A 15,055-nucleotide genomic window follows, 5' to 3' on the forward strand; every position below is an offset into this window, starting at 1 on the left:
GCCGCAACCGGAGCGCCGGGGCAGAACCCGGACCGCGTCTTGAACATGTTCAAGGAACCTCGTAAGGTCACGACCGTGAGTTGAACGCGTTCAATGCGTTCGGCCGCGTCCGGAGGGGAGTCCGCGGTGACGGTACTGGTGCATCTGATCGTCACCCTGGGCATGCTCTACGTCGTCCCCGCCGGCCTCCGCCTGATCGACCCGGCCGGGCTGCGCGGGACCGCCCGGATCTGGCCCCTGCTCGCCGCCCCCGGGGCCCTGTGCCTCTGGCTGCCGCGCGGACCCACGGCGACGGTGCTCGCCGCACTGTACGCAGCGGCCGCCCTGGCGCTCGCCGCCCGGGCCCCGGCCCGGCTGCTGCGGGCCCTGCGGATGCCGGCCGCCGGAACCCGCACCTTCGCTCCGGCCGAGACCGCCGTGTTCACCGCGCTGGTCTCGCCCTCGGTCGCAGGCACCGCCCTCGTCGCCGAGCGCGCCGGGTACCGGCTGTTCGGCTTCGACCTGGACATCCTGGCGCTGACCGTGCCGCACTTCCACTTCGCCGGGTTCACGGCCGCCCTGGTCGCCGGGCTGGTGTGCCGGGCCGCCACGCCCGCGCACGGCACGGCACTGTCGCGCTGGGCGGCGTACAGCGTCCCCGCCGGGACCCTGCTGGTCCTCCTCGGCTACTTCGTGGACGACTGGGCGGAGCTGGTGGGCGCGGTGGTGCTGACCGGCGGGATGTGGGCGGTGGCCCTGCTGACCTGGCGGGAGATCCGGCCCGCCGCCGGGGACCGCACCACCGGGGCGCTGCTCGCGACCTCGGCCGCGGTGCTGGTGGCCACGATGCTGCTCGCCCTGTGGTGGGCGGCCGGCGAGGCGACCGGGATCACCCACCCCACCCTGACCTGGATGGCCGCCACGCACGGCCTCGGCAACGCACTCGGTTTCGCCCTGTGCTCGGTGCTGGCCTGGCGCCGGCTGACCGTCGACCGAATGGAGATCAAGCCATGACCCGCCTCATCAGCGCCGGCCGTGACACCGTCAACTACCCCGACCGAGGTGCGACGCGGCGGCGACCGCTGCCCGCCGGATACAACCACCTGCACCACCGCACCCGGATCGGCCACGGGCAGGCCGTCTTCGAGACCGCCGGAACCGCCGTCACCACCTTCGGCGCCCACCGGGCCTCGGGCATGCTGGTCCGGGCCGGCCGCGGCGCCGTCCGCCCGGGGAGCCGGGTGGTGGTCGGGATCGGCTTCGGGCCGCTGCGGATCGACGCCCCGTGCGAGGTGATCTGGACCGCCTACGAACCCCACCGGGTCGGTTTCGCGTACGGGACGCTCGCCGGCCACCCGGAGTGCGGGGAGGAGTCCTTCATGGTGCTCCGGGACCCGGACGGCACGGTGTGGTTCGAGGTGACCGCCTTCAGCGTCCCGGGCGCCTGGTACACCCGCCTCGCCGGCCCGGTGATCCCCTTCCTCCAGCTCCGTTACGCCCGCTGGCTGGGCCGTACCGTGCGCAGGCTGGCCGCCGCGGCCTGATCCGCCCGATACTGGAGGGGATGGACTGGTTCACGGCGCCCGGTTACTGGCTGGGCCGGCTGGTCTTCCAGCGGGCCCTCGCCGGCGTCTACCTCTTCGCCTTCGTCGCGGCCGCCCTGCAGTTCCGGGCACTGATCGGGGCGCACGGCATGCTGCCCGTGCCGCGCTATGTGCGGTACGTGCCGTTCAAACGCGCCCCGAGCCTGTTCCAACTGCGCTACTCGGACCCTCTCTTCGCCTGCTGCGCCTGGGCGGGGGCCGCAGTGGCCGCGGCCCTGGCAGCTGGGGTGGGGGACCTCGTTCCGCTGGGCGCGGCCATGGGGATGTGGGCGCTGCTGTGGCTGCTGTACCTGTCGATCGTGAACGTGGGGCAGACCTGGTACGCGTTCGGCTGGGAGTCGCTGCTGCTGGAGGTGGGCTTCCTCGCCGTCTTCCTCGGCAATGCGCAGGTCGGGCCGCCCGTGCTGGTGCTGTGGCTGCTGCGCTGGGTGGTGTTCCGGGTGGAGTTCGGCGCGGGGCTGATCAAGATGCGCGGGGACTCGTGCTGGCGCAAGCTGACCTGCCTCTACCACCACCACGAGACGCAGCCGATGCCGGGGCCGCTGAGCTGGTTCTTCCACCATCTGCCGAAGCCGCTGCACCGGGTGGAGTGTGCGGCCAACCACGTGACCCAACTGGTGGTCCCGGTGCTGCTGTTCACTCCGCAGCCGGTGGCCTCGTACGCGGCCGGGATCATCGTGGCGACGCAGCTGTGGCTGGTGCTGTCGGGCAACTTCGCCTGGCTGAACTGGATCACCATCACGGCGGTCCTGCCGGCGGTCGACTTCACGGGGCTCGCGGGGCCGCCGCCGGCCGCCGCGTCGCGCCCGGCGCCCGTCTGGTTCGCGGTCCTGGTGTGCGCGGTGACCGTGCTGGTGCTGGTGCTGAGCCGGCATCCGGTGCTCAACATGGTCTCGCGGCGCCAGGTGATGAACCGCTCCTTCGACCCCCTGCACCTGGTCAACACGTACGGGGCCTTCGGCACGGTGGGCCGGATCCGGGACGAGGTGGTGGTCGAGGGCACCGCGGACCGGGTGCCGCGGGAGGACGGAGCGTGGCGGGAGTACGGGTTCAAGGGCAAACCGGGTGATCTGCGCCGGATGCCGCGCCAGTTCGCCCCGTACCACCTGCGGCTGGACTGGCTGATGTGGTTCGCGGCGCTCTCCCCCGGCTACGCGCGGGACTGGTTCGGGCCGTTCGTGGAGCGGCTGCTGGCGGGCGACCGGGACACGCTGCGGCTGATCCGCCACAACCCCTTCCCGGACACCCCGCCCGTGTACGTGCGGGCCAGGCTGTACCGCTACCGGTTCACCACCTGGCGGGAGCTGCGCGAGACGGGCGCCTGGTGGCACCGCAGACTGCTGCGCGAGTACCTCCCGCCGACCCGCCTCGCCGAAGCGTCCTGGTCAGAGCCCGAGTAGCGCCGCCTCGCGCTCCGGCGACACGCCCTTGGCCGGGCGGTCGGGGCGCTGGGGAGCGGTGCCGCCGATCGATCGGAGCCAAGTCCAGGTGTCGGCCACGGTCTCCTCGACCGGGCGGCACTCGAGACCCGCCGCCTGCGCCTTGGTGACGTCGCCGCCGAACATGAAGTCGTGCAGTTCGCCCTCGGGCAGCCAGATCGGCAGCTCGGTCCAGGGCTCCACGCCGGCCTCCGCGATCCGGTCCTGGTCGATCCAGCGGAACTCCGCGCGCCCGCCGGTCACGGACGCGCAGGCCTCGAGGAGTGCGCCCATCGTGGCGTGCCCGGGCGGGGAGACCGCGTTGTACGGGCCGCCGAGCCCGGCCCCGGCGGCATCCAGCGTCCAGGCGGCGAGGTCGCGTACGTCGATGTACTGGAGCGGGAGTCCGGGCCGGCCGGGGGCCAGGGTGGGGCCGCCGCGGGCGGTCCGGTTCAACCACCAGGGCAGCCGGCCGACGTTCTCGTACGGGCCGATGATCAGGCCGGCGCGCACCAGCAGGGCCCGGTCCCCGAAGGCGTCGACGGCGGCGATCTCACCGCCCCGCTTGTCCTCGGCGTAGCCGGCGGCGTCGGCGTCGGCCGAGCCGTCGACCAGCGGGCCGTCCTCCGACAGGCCCGCCGGGGCCGGGTACTTGTACACCGAGCGGCTGGAGACGTACGCGTACCCCGCGGCCCGGCCGCTCAGCAGCCGGGCGCTGTCGCGCACGGCGGTCGGGGCGCCGCCCCAGGTGTCGACGACGAGGTCCCACTCGCCCGTGGCGAGGGCGTCCAGGCCTCCGGGCGCGGTGCGGTCGCCGTGCAGGGCGGAGGTGCCCGGCGGGGGCGCATGGTGCCCTCGGTGGAAGACGGTGACCTCCCAGCCCCGGGCCTGGGCGTCCTCGGTGATCGCGCGCCCGACGAATTCGGTACCGCCCAGCATCAGTAGCTTCATGCGTGCCAGCGTGCCGGGGACGGAGGGCGGCCGGAAGTCTTGATCGCCCACAGCGATGACGCTCACGGCGTACGGGGCACGGGAACCTCTCGTGCGTCCCGCGCGGTCGGGGCGGCGGGCTCAGCACCGCGCCCCCGTCGCCGGTCGGCTCGGGGGCGCTGCGTGACGTCGTGGCTAGTCGATGCCGGGCAGGATGTGGGACTCCGCCAGGTCGTCCTCGTAGCCCGCGAGCCGGATGGGGGCGGACCGGGCCCAGACTTCGAGGCTGCCGAGCTCGTCCGAGTGGGGGCGGACCCGCCCTGCAGGGCGCTCTCCCAGCGTCTCGTCGGACTTCGTCGTCGTGTCTGTCACCGCGCACTCCTTTGTGTCGCGTAACCCGGAGGGCGAACCGCGCGCCGGGCACAAGGGATAAAGGGTTTCCGGACGCGGTGGCGCCTTGGTGGAGCGTGGCCTGGATGCGGCCGTCTTGTGCCACTCAGAGTACACATATGAGCGCCTCCCTGCTCAATAGACTGGCAAAATCCACTCGACAGCTTGATTTCTCCGCGAGTTCAGGAAGTCGTACGCCGGTGTGCCCGTGACGGGTGGTCTGCTCGACCGGAGTAGCACGGCTGGAGTACGGGCGGCGGAAGGAGCGGCGGTGGCGAGGTCCGGAGTGCCGGAGGTGCCGAGGGTCGACAGCATCGAGGAGCTGATGGAGCTGCTGCTCGCGTGCCGCGGGGCGTGGGACACGCCCGACCGCAGCGGAGACCCGGTCGATCTGCACGATCATGGGCTCCAGACTGCTGCACTGCTGCGCCGCTCGCATCCGTTCGACAAGGAGCTCCAGGTCGCCGGCCTCGTGCACGACCTGGGTCATCTGCTCTTCCCAGGGGACGACGCGGGCCACGCCGACCATGCGGCGGAGGCGATCCGTCCGCTGCTCGGGGAACGGGTGGCCCGGCTGGTACGGCTGCACGTACCGGCCAAGCGCTATCTGGCGGCCGTGGAACCCGATCGGGCGCTGTCCCCGCAGAGCGCGCTGACGCTGCGCGCGCAGGGCGGCCTGATGGACGAGGCGGAGGTCCGCGCCTTCGCGGCCGGCCCCGATGCAGAGGCAGCCGTGACGTTGCGCCAAGCGGATGACGCGGGCAAGGTCGTCGGGCTCGACGCGGGCGTGATGGAGGACTGGCGTCCGGTCCTGGAGCTGGTGGCGGCGGGGGCGTACGAGCGCACGCCGTGAAACGGCCGTGCCCCGGCCCCCTCGGGAGGGGCCGGGGCACGGTCGCAGGGCGGGCGGTGGCGCGGGGCAGCGGGCCCCGGGGGCGGCGCGAGGCCGCCCGGGCGGGCTACCAGTTGGCCGGCGCGTAGTCCTTGAGGAAGACGCCGTACAGGTCCTCGCCGGACTCGCCGCGGACGACGGGGTCGTAGACCCGGGCCGCACCGTCGACCAGGTCAAGAGGGGCGTGGAAGCCTTCCTCGGCCAGGCGCAGCTTGTCGAAGTGCGGGCGCTCGTCGGTGATCCAGCCGGTGTCGACCGAGGTCATCAGGATGCGGTCGGCCTCGAACATCTCCTGGCCGCTGGTCCGCGTCACCATGTTCATCGCGGCCTTGGCGGCATTGGTGTTCGGGTGCCCCGCGCCCTTGTAGCCGCGGCTGAACACGCCCTCCATCGCCGAGACGTTGACCACGTACGCACGCCCGCTGGACGCCCTGCGGGCGGCCTCGGCCATCGCCGGTCGCAGCGCGCTGATCAGGATGAACGGCGACGTGTAGTTGCACAGCTGGGTCTCGAGCAGCTCCACCGGGGAGATCTGGTCGATGGTCTGCACCCAGGTGTTGGTCTCGACGACGTCGGGCAGCAGGCCGCCCGCGTCGATGGCGGTGCCGTCGAGGTGCCGTTCGATGCTGGCGTTGCCCGCGACCAGGGCGAGGTCGGCGACCTTCTGCGCGTCGAGCCCGCTCACGCCGACGGGCAGTGCCGCCAGGCCGTCGACCGCACCGGAGTTGAACGCGCCGATGACGTGGTGGGCGGGGAGCTCTCCGGCCGGCAGCGGGGCGCTCTCCCCCTCGACCAGCGCGGCGTACGCGCTGGGCAGGCGGCGCACGGTCTGCGTCGCGTTGTTGATCAGGATGTCGAGCGGACCGGCCTCGGCGATCTGGTCGGCGAGCGCCACGGCCTGGCCCGGGTCGCGCAGGTCGAGTCCGACGACCTCCAGGCGGTGCATCCACTCCGCCGAGTCCTCCATCGCCTTGAAGCGGCGGATGGCGTCCTTGGGGAAGCGGGTGGTGATCGTCGTGTGGGCGCCGTCGCGCAGCAGCCGCAGCGCGATGTACATGCCGATCTTGGCCCGGCCGCCGGTGAGCAGCGCGCGCTTGCCGGCGAGGTCGGCGCGGGCCTCGCGCTTGGCACGGTTGTGGCCGGCGCACGGCTGGCAGAGCTGGTGGTAGAAGTAGTCGACCTCGACGTACCGCGTCTTGCAGATGTAGCAGGAGCGCGGGCGCTGGAGTATCCCGGCGATCCGGCCGGCCTCCGTGACCGAGGAAGGCAGGATGCCCTCGGTCTCGTCGTCGATGCGCTCGGCGGAGCCCGTCGCGGTCGCCTCGGTGACGGCCTTGTCGTTGGCGGTCTTGGCGGCGCGGCGCTCCTGGCGGCGGCGCTGCTTGACCGTGCGGTAGAGGCCCGCGGTGGCGCGGCGTACGGTGATGGCGTCGGGGTGGTCGACGTCGAGCTTGTCCAGCTCGTCGAGCACACTGAGGCAGAGGGCCAGCCGGTCGGGGTCGATGCCCGGCCCGTAGCCGTGGTCGTCCCCGGTCACGTGGTTGTCTTCGGTCACCGTCATGGCCGCTGCCGTTCCTTGATCACTCGTCCGCAACCGCCTGCTGCGGAAGTCCCCAAAACCGCCACTGTACGGATCCGACGCGCCCGGAACCAAACCCGTTCTCCCGCGTCTCACGCACCGCGACAGGACCATCACCTTGGGCACGGGCCGGCGGGCCTGTACTCCTTTCGGTGTATGCCCGAGGTATGACTGGTGACCACCTGTAGGGGGAGGAATAGGCAGCTCAGGTCGGGCATTGTGGAATTCATGAGTGCCCTAGCGCTGTCGGTCCTGCTCTGCCTGGTGTCCGCCGTCGCGTACGCGGGCGGCGCGATCGTCCAGGAACAGGTCGCGGCGAGCACCGGCGACCGCCCGTACGTGCTGCTGCGCCGGGCCGGCTGGTGGTTCGCGGTCGGGCTGAACGGCCTGGGCGCCCTGCTGCACGTGGTGGCCCTCGCGTACGGGCCGCTGAGCCTGGTGCAGCCGCTCGGCGCGCTGACCATCGTCTTCGCGCTGCCGATGGCGGCGGTCCTCGTACACCGTCGGGCAGGTGCGGCGGCCTGGCGCGGCGCGGTGCTGGCCACGGTGGGACTCGCCGGGCTGCTGGCGCTCACGGGCGGGGAAGGGGATGCGGACCAGCCGCTGGCGGGCGGGGAGCGGAGCCTGCTGCTGATCGTCACCGGGGCCGGGGTGGCCGTGCTCTTCGCGGCGGCGCACCGGATGCACCGGCCGGTGCTGCGCAGCGTGCTGCTGGCGGCCGCGGCGGGTACGGCCTTCGGCATGGCCTCCGTGTTCACCAAGTCGGTGGCCGAGAACCCCGCCCCGGGCGCGCTCGGCTCCCTGTGGCCCGATCTGGCGGCGATCGCCGTCCTGGCGTCCGGCGGACTGCTGCTCTCCCAGGCTGCCTACCGGGGCGCGGGGCTGACCGCGCCGCTGGCCACGGTGACCGTGGTGAACCCGGTGGTCGCGGCGGCGGTCGGCATCTCCGTTTTCGACGAGGGCTTCCGGTACGGGGCGGCGGGTACGGCGGCGGCACTGGCGAGCGCCGTGGTGGCGGCGGCCGGCCTGATCCTGCTCACGGTCGTGCCGCCGCACGTACGGGGGTCAGATGCTGACGCCGCGGCCGCGGAGGTACTTCAGCGGGTCGATGTCGGAGCCGTAGCCGGGGGACGTGCGCATCTCGAAGTGGAGGTGCGGTCCGCTGGTGTTGCCCGTGGAGCCGGAGCGGCCGATCCGCTGGCCGCCCGAGACCTGCTGCCCGGCCTTGACCCCGAGCGCCGACAGGTGCGCGTACTGGGAGTACCGGCCGTCGGCGTGCCGGATGACGACCTGGTAGCCGTACGCACCGGCCCAGCCAGCGGAGGCGACCTCGCCGGGGCCGACGGCCTTGACGGTGGTCCCGGTGGCCACCGGGAAGTCGACGCCCGTGTGGTAGCCGCTGGACCAGGAGGAACCCGCGACGTGGTACGAGGTGCCGATGGCGGCGTCCACGGGGGCGACGAAGCCGCCCGAGGCGGGCTTCTGCTGCACTGAGGCGGGTGCGGGTTTCTCGGCGGGCTTTGCGGCGGGCTTCTCCGCCGGTTTTTCGGCAGGCTTCTCGGCGGGCTTCTGCGCGTTCGGCTCCACGGGCTTGACCGGCTCGGCCGTCCGCGGCGGTTTCTCGGGGTTCTGCGCGGGCGGCGCCGTCGGCGGGGCCGGCGCGGCGGTGATGCGCAGGGTGAGCCGCTGGCCGGGGAAGATCAGGTTCGGGTTGCTGCCCACGGTGGCCCGGTTGGTCTCGTACAGCGCCTGCCAGCCGCCCTCGACGTGCTGGCTCGTGGCGATCGCCGAGAGGGAGTCGCCGGGCGCCACGACGTACGGGTTCGGCAGGACCGAAGTCCCCGTCGGGCGGGGCGTGGTGCTCTGCGGGGCGGCGGGCTTCGCCTCCTGGACCTGGACCTTCACTCCCTGGCCCTGGCCCTGCGGGGAGGAGGCGGGCGCCGGGCCGCTGCGCGAGAGCCCGGCCTGCTTCCCGCATACCGGCCAGGCCTGCGGGCCCTGCCCCTTGAGGACCTTCTCGGCGACCGCGATCTGCTGGTCCTTGGTGGCCAGGTCCGCGCGGGCGGCGTACTCGCCGCCGCCGAAGGCGCGCCACGTGCTCTGGCTGAACTGGAGTCCGCCGTAGTAGCCGTTGCCGGTGTTGATGTGCCAGTTGTTGGTGGACTCGCAGTCGGCGACCTTGTTCCAGGTGTCCACCGAGGCGGCGTGGGCGGTTCCGGCACCGATCAGAGGGAGTGCGAGCCCGGCGCCACCGGCGGTGACGGCGAGCGAGGCGCGGTTGATGCTGCTCGGCTGGTACCGGCGATGCCGACCCCGTACACCCATGGGAGCCCCCATTGAAGACATCAGGAACCGCACAACCTAACGGGGCGATCAGAGCATGACAAGGGGCGCAACAGGGCGCACGTTCGCGGAAGTTGACAAGCTTTCGCATGGCGTGGGATCTGCAGGTATATCTGCCCGTGTAGCGTCGCTTTCACCCGCACATCGAAGCACTCAGGAGCGCATGCATGAGCAGCACGGCCCAGATCGGTGTCACCGGGCTCGCGGTGATGGGAAGCAACCTCGCCCGGAACTTCGCCCGCAACGGCTACACCGTCGCCGTCCACAACCGGACGGCCGCGAAGACCACCGCCCTGGTGGAGGAGTTCGGACACGAGGGAGCCTTCGTCGCCGCCGAGTCCGCGAAGGAGTTCGTGGACGCGCTGGAGCGGCCGCGCCGTCTGATCATCATGGTGAAGGCCGGGGAGCCGACCGATGCGGTGATCCGCGAGTTCGCCCCGCTGCTGGAGCCGGGCGACATCGTCATCGACGGCGGCAACGCCCACTTCGAGGACACCCGGCGGCGCGAGAAGGAGCTGCGCGAGCAGGGAATCCACTTCGTGGGCGCGGGCATCTCGGGCGGCGAGGAAGGTGCGCTGCTCGGCCCGAGCATCATGCCGGGCGGCTCCGCCGAGTCGTACGAGTCGCTCGGTCCGATGCTGGAGAAGATCGCCGCGAAGGCCAAGGACGGCACGCCCTGCGTCTCGCACGTCGGTCCCGACGGCGCCGGACACTTCGTCAAGATGGTGCACAACGGCATCGAGTACGCCGACATGCAGCTCATCGCCGAGGCCTACCATCTGCTGCGCGAGGTTGCCGGCTACTCCCCCGCGAAGATCGCGGAGACCTTCCGGGCCTGGAACCGGGGCCGGCTGGACTCGTACCTGATCGAGATCACGGCGGAGGTGCTCGCCCACACGGACGCCGGGACCGGGCTCCCGTTCGTCGACGTCGTGGCCGACGCGGCCGAGCAGAAGGGCACCGGCCGCTGGACCGTGCAGATCGCGCTGGACCTGGGCGTGCCGGTGTCGGGGATCGCGGAGGCGGTCTTCGCCCGCTCGGTTTCGGGCCACTCGGAGCTGCGTGCGGCATCCCGGGGGCTCGCCGGCCCGGCGGCCCAGCCGCTGTCGGCGGAGGCGGCGGACGCGTTCGCCGCCCAGGTGGAGCAGGCGCTGTACGCATCGAAGATCGTCTCGTACACCCAGGGCTTCCACCAGATCCTGGCGGGCAGCGAGGAGTACGGCTGGGGCGTGGACCCGGGCGCGGTGGCCTCGCTGTGGCGGGGCGGCTGCATCATCCGGGCGGCTTTCCTGGACCGGATCCGCACGGCGTACGACGCGCAGCCGGACCTGCCGAGCCTGCTGGCGGACGCGGGCTTCGCGCAGGAGATCGGCGCGGCGCAGGACGACTGGCGGGAGGCCCTGGTGGCGGCGGTGCGCCACGGCATCCCGGCCCCGGCGTTCGCGGCCTCACTGGCGTACTACGACGCGCTGCGCTCGGAACGGCTCCCGGCGGCTCTCACCCAGGGGCAGCGGGACTTCTTCGGGGCGCACACCTACCGGCGCACCGACCGCGAGGGCTCGTTCCACACCCTCTGGAGCGGCGACCGCTCCGAGATCCGTACGGCCTAGCTCCGGCCGGGCTCAGCTCCGGGCGGCCCGGGTCCGCGCCCGGCTCCGCGCCCGGTTCCTGCTCAGCGGTTGCTGCTCAACAGTTGCTGCTCAGCGGTCCGGGCTGCGGGATCGGCGCGGGCCCGGGCGGCGGCGGTACCGGATCGGGCTCGGGCACCGGCGCGGGTACGGGCGGCACCGGCCGCGGAATGGGCTCGGGGTCCGGGAAGGGATGCGGCCCGGGCGTGGGCGGCACAGGATCCGGCCCGGGGACGGGCGGCTGCGTCTGTTCTTCGTTTCGCACCATATGCCCCACCTTCCCCGGATCCAGCCCGGTACGCCCGGTGGACGAGGCCACCGGGCGACCACGCCGTCAGGTCACACGGGCTGCGTGAGGAGCGCCGCCGCGAGACCCGGGGCCGGGCTTGAGAGGGTCGGGGTGGGCGTCGTGGCCAGGGGCGCCGCGTCGGCCATCGAGGCCTGGGCCAGGACGATGACGTCCGCGCCGGTGACGGCGTCGGCCGCCTCGGCCACGAGGCCGAGGGAGCCGGCGGTGTCCCCGGCCGCGAAGCGGTCCCAGGCCCCGGCGACCAGGTGCGTACGGACCGACACCGGGCGGCCGGCCCGCTCCGCCTCCTCGGCCACGAGGGCGACCGTCGGGGCCAGCGTCGACTCCACGGTGGCCAGGACCACGATGCGCGGGCCCGTACGGACGGCCTCGGCCGCCATCGGGCGGTCGACACGGAGGACCGGGACGCCCAGCTCGGGAGCCAGGGACTCCGCGACGCCGCCGATGCTCGAGCAGGTGACCAGGACCGGGCCGCCGGTGCCCGCCAGCAGGTCCCGCAGGTCCGGAGCCACCGAGTCCGGGCCCTCCGTACGGGCCCGGTCCAGCAGCTCCGGCACCACGAGGTGACGCAGCACCGCGCCGGGGTGGTCCCGGTCCCGCAGGGCCTCGAAGACCGGCACGTGGACCGGCGACGTGTGCAGCAGCGTCAGGCCCGTCGGGTTCGTCGCGTCGGTCACCACAGGTCGGGGCTCGCGTCGAGCTGCGCCTTCGCCGCCGCCACGACCCCGGCCGGCGCCTCGGGTGCCTGGTCGGGGTGGCGGGCGGCCCAGCTCGCCGCGTACGGGCACAGCGGAACCACCGGCACCCCCTCGGCGGCGGCGATCCCGTAGAAGCCCTTCACCAGGTCCCCGGCGATCCCCCGCCCCTCGTGCCCGGGCTCGACGATGGTGTGCACCGCCACCAGGGCGTGGGGCGCCGCGTCGAGCACGAAGTACGCGATGAGGCCGACCACCTCACCGTCCTCGACGGCGAGCAGCCGTCCGGCCTTGCGATCGTCCTTGAACTCGATGGCCCCGGTCTGCGACATGGTCCCCGACTCCCCTCAGACAGCCACCGCGTGGGGGCTGCGCTCCTGGTCCGTTCCCGGCACCGGGGCGGACGGGTCCGCACCCAGTTCGATGATGCGGTTGTCCGCGTCGACGTGCACGACGCGGGGCTTCAACACCCGCGCCTCGGCGTCCTCGACCTGTGCGTAGCTGATCAGGATGACGAGGTCCCCGGGGTGTACGAGGTGTGCGGCGGCGCCGTTGATCCCGATGACCCCGGAACCGCGCTCACCCTCGATGACGTACGTCTCCAGCCGCGCCCCGTTCGTGATGTCCACGATGTGGACGAGCTCCCCGGGCAGCAGATCCGCCGCATCGAGCAGATCGGCGTCGACGGTCACGGACCCGACGTAGTGCAGGTCGGCCTGAGTGACCGTGGCCCGGTGGATCTTGGACTTGAACATGGTGCGAAGCATGTGAAAACTCCCGTTTCGTCTGCTCCCTGCCCGCTTCACGCAGGTCAAGGGCGTTGCCCGGAGCCTACAACGGTTCGCATGTCCGGTCAGCTTTCTCCAAGTCTTTCTGGACTCACGCTGACCTGCCCGGCGGCGCGGGAAGCGCTGCGCCCCGGGCGCGAATACCTGTGCTCGCGGGATGAGAATTTGGCGGACCGCGCACTGAGGGTTTTTCACGGACCCAGAGAGGGCGTCGATATTTACGACGCGGGTCACCGCGCCGTGCTACTGTCGATCTCAGTTGCAGTTGTGGTTCCCAAAATTTCAAGCACCCAGTCGGACTTCGCGTCCACTGCGAGCGCTTGTGTATTTCCGGTCTTTTTGGTCCGGCGGGGCAATCATCGCGGCGACACGAGGTCCGCACGTTGCGGATCGCGTCGTACTGCCCCAAAGGAGATTTGACATGGCTACTGGTACCGTGAAGTGGTTCAACGCGGAAAAGGGTTTCGGCTTCATCGAGCAGGATGGTGGCGGCGCTGACGTGTTCGCCCACTACTCGAACATCTCCGCCCAGGGTTTCCGTGAGCTGCAGGAAGGCCAGAAGGTCAGCTTCGACATCGCGCAGGGCCAGAAGGGCCCGACGGCCGAGAACATCGTTCTCGCCTGACGCTGACGCGCAGTTCGCAGCTGGGGCCCGCATCCCTCGGGGTGCGGGCCCCAGCTGCGCGTTTTCCCCGCAGTGAGTTCACCTGCGGGACGATCCTAGGATTCCGCGGCCCCCCGCACGAGATCCTCACCCGGGGACACCGGCCTTCGCACCGCGTCCCCGTTTCCGGCGCCTGAGCCCGCACAGATTTTCGCCGGCCAGATTCGCTTTCGCGTTCCATCCGGCCCATTCTCGCAATTCTCCGTGCGCGCACCGCTGCGGGAATTCCTTGATATGCGCCGCATTCGAGGAAGGTTCCGCATGAACCGCACACGCACGAACAATCGCTCCTCCGCCTCCTCCTCCCGCACGGGCGGGAGCCGGTTCGGCTCGGCGGCCCCCAGCCGTTCGGGCGGTCAGTCCCGTTCCGGCGGTCAGTCCCGTTCGGGCGGTCAGTCCCGTTCGGGCGGCTCCGGGCGCCGGCCCGCCGCCGTACAGGGCGAGTTCGCCCTCCCCCGGACGATCACCCCCGCGCTGCCCGCCGTGGAGGCGTTCGCCGAGCTCGACATGCCCGCCCCGCTGCTCGCCGCGCTCGGCGCGGAGGGCGTGAGCGTCCCGTTCCCGATCCAGGCCGCGACCCTGCCGAACACCCTCGCGGGCCGCGACGCGCTCGGCCGCGGGCGCACCGGCTCCGGCAAGACCCTCGCCTTCGGCCTCGCGCTGCTCGCCCGTACCGCCGGACGACGGGCGGAGCCCCGCCAGCCGCTGGCCCTCGTACTCGTCCCCACCCGCGAGCTCGCCCAGCAGGTCACGGACGCCCTCGCCCCCTACGCCCGCTCCGTGAAGCTGCGGCTGGCCACGGTCGTCGGCGGCATGTCGATCGGCAAGCAGGCCGGCGCGCTCCGCGGTGGCGCCGAGGTGGTCGTCGCGACCCCCGGACGCCTCGCGGACCTCATCGAGCGCGGCGACTGCCGGCTCGACCAGGTGGACATCACCGTGCTCGACGAGGCCGACCAGATGGCCGACATGGGCTTCATGCCGCAGGTCACCGCCCTGCTCGACCAGGTGCGCCCGGGCGGCCAGCGGATGCTGTTCTCCGCGACCCTCGACCGCAACGTCGACCTGCTCGTGCGCCGCTACCTGAACGACCCCGTCGTCCACTCCGTCGACCCCTCGGCCGGCGCGGTGACCACGATGGAACACCACGTGCTGCACGTGCAGGGCGCCGACAAGCACGCCACGACCACGGAGATCGCCGCCCGCGACGGCCGCGTGATCATGTTCCTGGACACCAAGCACGCCGTCGACCGGCTGACCCGGGACCTCCTCGACAGCGGCGTACGGGCCGCGGCCCTGCACGGCGGCAAGTCCCAGCCCCAGCGCACCCGCACCCTGGCCCAGTTCAAGACCGGGCACGTGACCGTGCTGGTGGCCACCAACGTCGCTGCCCGCGGCATCCACGTCGACAACCTGGACCTCGTGGTCAACGTGGACCCGCCCACCGACCACAAGGACTACCTCCACCGCGGCGGACGCACCGCCCGCGCGGGCGAGTCCGGCAGCGTCGTCACCCTCGTCACCCCCAACCAGCGACGCGACATGACCCGCCTCATGGCCACCGCCGGCATCACCCCGCAGACCACTCAGGTCCGCTCCGGTGAGGCCGAGTTGCAGCGCATCACCGGCGCCCGGACCCCGTCCGGCATCCCCGTCGTCATCACGGCACCGGTGAGCGAGCGCCCCGCGCGCAGCGCCGGCTCGCGCGGCAGGCGCGGCCGCCCCTCGCAGGCCTCGCGCCGCGGCGGCCAGCGCCAGGGCAGGTTCGACGCTGCGGCCTAGGGAGCGTCGACAAAGTAGCGTCGGCCGCCCGGAAGGGCGGGGCTGGCGGGGGCTGG

At 72.4% G+C, this 15,055-nt stretch carries 14 protein-coding genes and 1 pseudogene; 8 read left to right on the plus strand and 7 right to left on the minus strand.

The features are described 5' to 3' along the window. Positions 1–126 precede the first annotated feature (126 nt). From ACZ5WG_RS19425 to ACZ5WG_RS19435, 3 genes are read left to right on the plus strand one after another with little or no spacing between them, the layout of a single operon-like run. Positions 127–993, plus strand: coding sequence for a YndJ family protein (locus ACZ5WG_RS19425; protein ID WP_468724606.1), 867 nt, complete (start codon positions 127–129; stop codon positions 991–993). Continuing rightward, positions 990–1,523 (plus strand): DUF1990 family protein, encoded by a 534-nt coding sequence (locus ACZ5WG_RS19430; protein WP_468724608.1) that lies wholly within the window; start codon positions 990–992, stop codon positions 1,521–1,523. The genes ACZ5WG_RS19425 and ACZ5WG_RS19430 overlap by 4 nt, the downstream gene beginning before the upstream one ends. Before the next feature lie 20 nt (positions 1,524–1,543). Beyond that, positions 1,544–2,983, plus strand: coding sequence for a lipase maturation factor family protein (locus tag ACZ5WG_RS19435; RefSeq protein WP_468724610.1), 1,440 nt, complete (start codon positions 1,544–1,546; stop codon positions 2,981–2,983). Here ACZ5WG_RS19435 and ACZ5WG_RS19440 read toward each other — a convergent pair. Further along, positions 2,969–3,952, minus strand: a complete 984-nt coding sequence (locus tag ACZ5WG_RS19440; protein ID WP_468724611.1) for an NAD-dependent epimerase/dehydratase family protein — start codon at positions 3,950–3,952, stop codon at positions 2,969–2,971. The genes ACZ5WG_RS19435 and ACZ5WG_RS19440 overlap by 15 nt on opposite strands. 174 nt (positions 3,953–4,126) lie before the next feature. Beyond that, a complete protein-coding gene (locus ACZ5WG_RS19445; protein WP_266635950.1) occupies positions 4,127–4,303 on the minus strand; it encodes a hypothetical protein in 177 nt (58 codons plus the stop codon). A gap of 343 nt (positions 4,304–4,646) precedes the next feature. Here ACZ5WG_RS19445 and ACZ5WG_RS19450 point away from each other — a divergent pair, with 343 nt between their 5' ends. Continuing rightward, positions 4,647–5,174 carry an HD domain-containing protein gene (locus ACZ5WG_RS19450; protein WP_468725051.1) on the plus strand — a complete coding sequence of 176 codons (528 nt, stop codon included), beginning with the start codon at positions 4,647–4,649 and terminating at the stop codon, positions 5,172–5,174. A gap of 106 nt (positions 5,175–5,280) precedes the next feature. Here the strand turns inward: ACZ5WG_RS19450 and ACZ5WG_RS19455 are convergent, their stop codons facing one another. After that, the gene (locus tag ACZ5WG_RS19455; RefSeq protein ID WP_468724612.1) at positions 5,281–6,774 is read right to left on the minus strand and encodes an SDR family NAD(P)-dependent oxidoreductase; all 1,494 of its coding nucleotides are present in this window, start codon (positions 6,772–6,774) and stop codon (positions 5,281–5,283) included. Positions 6,775–7,020: 246 nt separating this feature from the next. Between ACZ5WG_RS19455 and ACZ5WG_RS19460 the strand changes: the two are divergent. Continuing rightward, a pseudogene (locus tag ACZ5WG_RS19460) lies at positions 7,021–7,755 on the plus strand (DMT family transporter); the annotation flags it as partial. 102 nt (positions 7,756–7,857) lie between these two features. On the opposite strand, the gene ACZ5WG_RS19465 reads toward ACZ5WG_RS19460, so the two are convergent. After that, positions 7,858–9,117 (minus strand): transglycosylase family protein, encoded by a 1,260-nt coding sequence (locus ACZ5WG_RS19465; protein WP_468724613.1) that lies wholly within the window; start codon positions 9,115–9,117, stop codon positions 7,858–7,860. A 185-nt stretch (positions 9,118–9,302) separates the two neighbouring features. Between ACZ5WG_RS19465 and gndA the strand changes: the two genes are divergently transcribed. Continuing rightward, positions 9,303–10,745 (plus strand): NADP-dependent phosphogluconate dehydrogenase, encoded by a 1,443-nt coding sequence (gene gndA / locus ACZ5WG_RS19470; RefSeq protein ID WP_468724614.1) that lies wholly within the window; start codon positions 9,303–9,305, stop codon positions 10,743–10,745. A 357-nt stretch (positions 10,746–11,102) separates the two neighbouring features. On the opposite strand, the gene ACZ5WG_RS19475 is transcribed toward gndA, so the two are convergent. The 3 genes from ACZ5WG_RS19475 to panD are packed head-to-tail and all read right to left on the minus strand — an operon-like array spanning position 11,103 to position 12,535. Next, entirely contained in the window at positions 11,103–11,753 is a 651-nt protein-coding gene (locus ACZ5WG_RS19475; RefSeq protein WP_468724615.1) for an aspartate/glutamate racemase family protein, read from the minus strand. Beyond that, on the minus strand, positions 11,747–12,100 hold the full coding sequence (locus ACZ5WG_RS19480; RefSeq protein ID WP_053788765.1) for a GNAT family N-acetyltransferase: 354 nt from the start codon (positions 12,098–12,100) through the stop codon (positions 11,747–11,749). The genes ACZ5WG_RS19475 and ACZ5WG_RS19480 overlap by 7 nt, the downstream gene beginning before the upstream one ends. A 15-nt stretch (positions 12,101–12,115) precedes the next feature. Beyond that, positions 12,116–12,535, minus strand: coding sequence for an aspartate 1-decarboxylase (gene panD / locus ACZ5WG_RS19485; RefSeq protein ID WP_030870250.1), 420 nt, complete (start codon positions 12,533–12,535; stop codon positions 12,116–12,118). 442 nt (positions 12,536–12,977) lie between these two features. On the opposite strand from panD, the gene ACZ5WG_RS19490 reads away from it, so the two are divergent. Together ACZ5WG_RS19490 and ACZ5WG_RS19495 are read left to right on the plus strand one after the other, a co-directional pair. After that, positions 12,978–13,181, plus strand: coding sequence for a cold-shock protein (locus tag ACZ5WG_RS19490; RefSeq protein ID WP_189448857.1), 204 nt, complete (start codon positions 12,978–12,980; stop codon positions 13,179–13,181). Between the two features lie 300 nt (positions 13,182–13,481). After that, the gene (locus tag ACZ5WG_RS19495) at positions 13,482–14,999 is read left to right on the plus strand and encodes a DEAD/DEAH box helicase (RefSeq protein ID WP_468724617.1); all 1,518 of its coding nucleotides are present in this window, start codon (positions 13,482–13,484) and stop codon (positions 14,997–14,999) included. The last annotated feature ends 56 nt before the right edge of the window (positions 15,000–15,055 follow it).

The sequence above is a fragment of the Streptomyces sp. NPDC032745 genome (assembly GCF_055579465.1).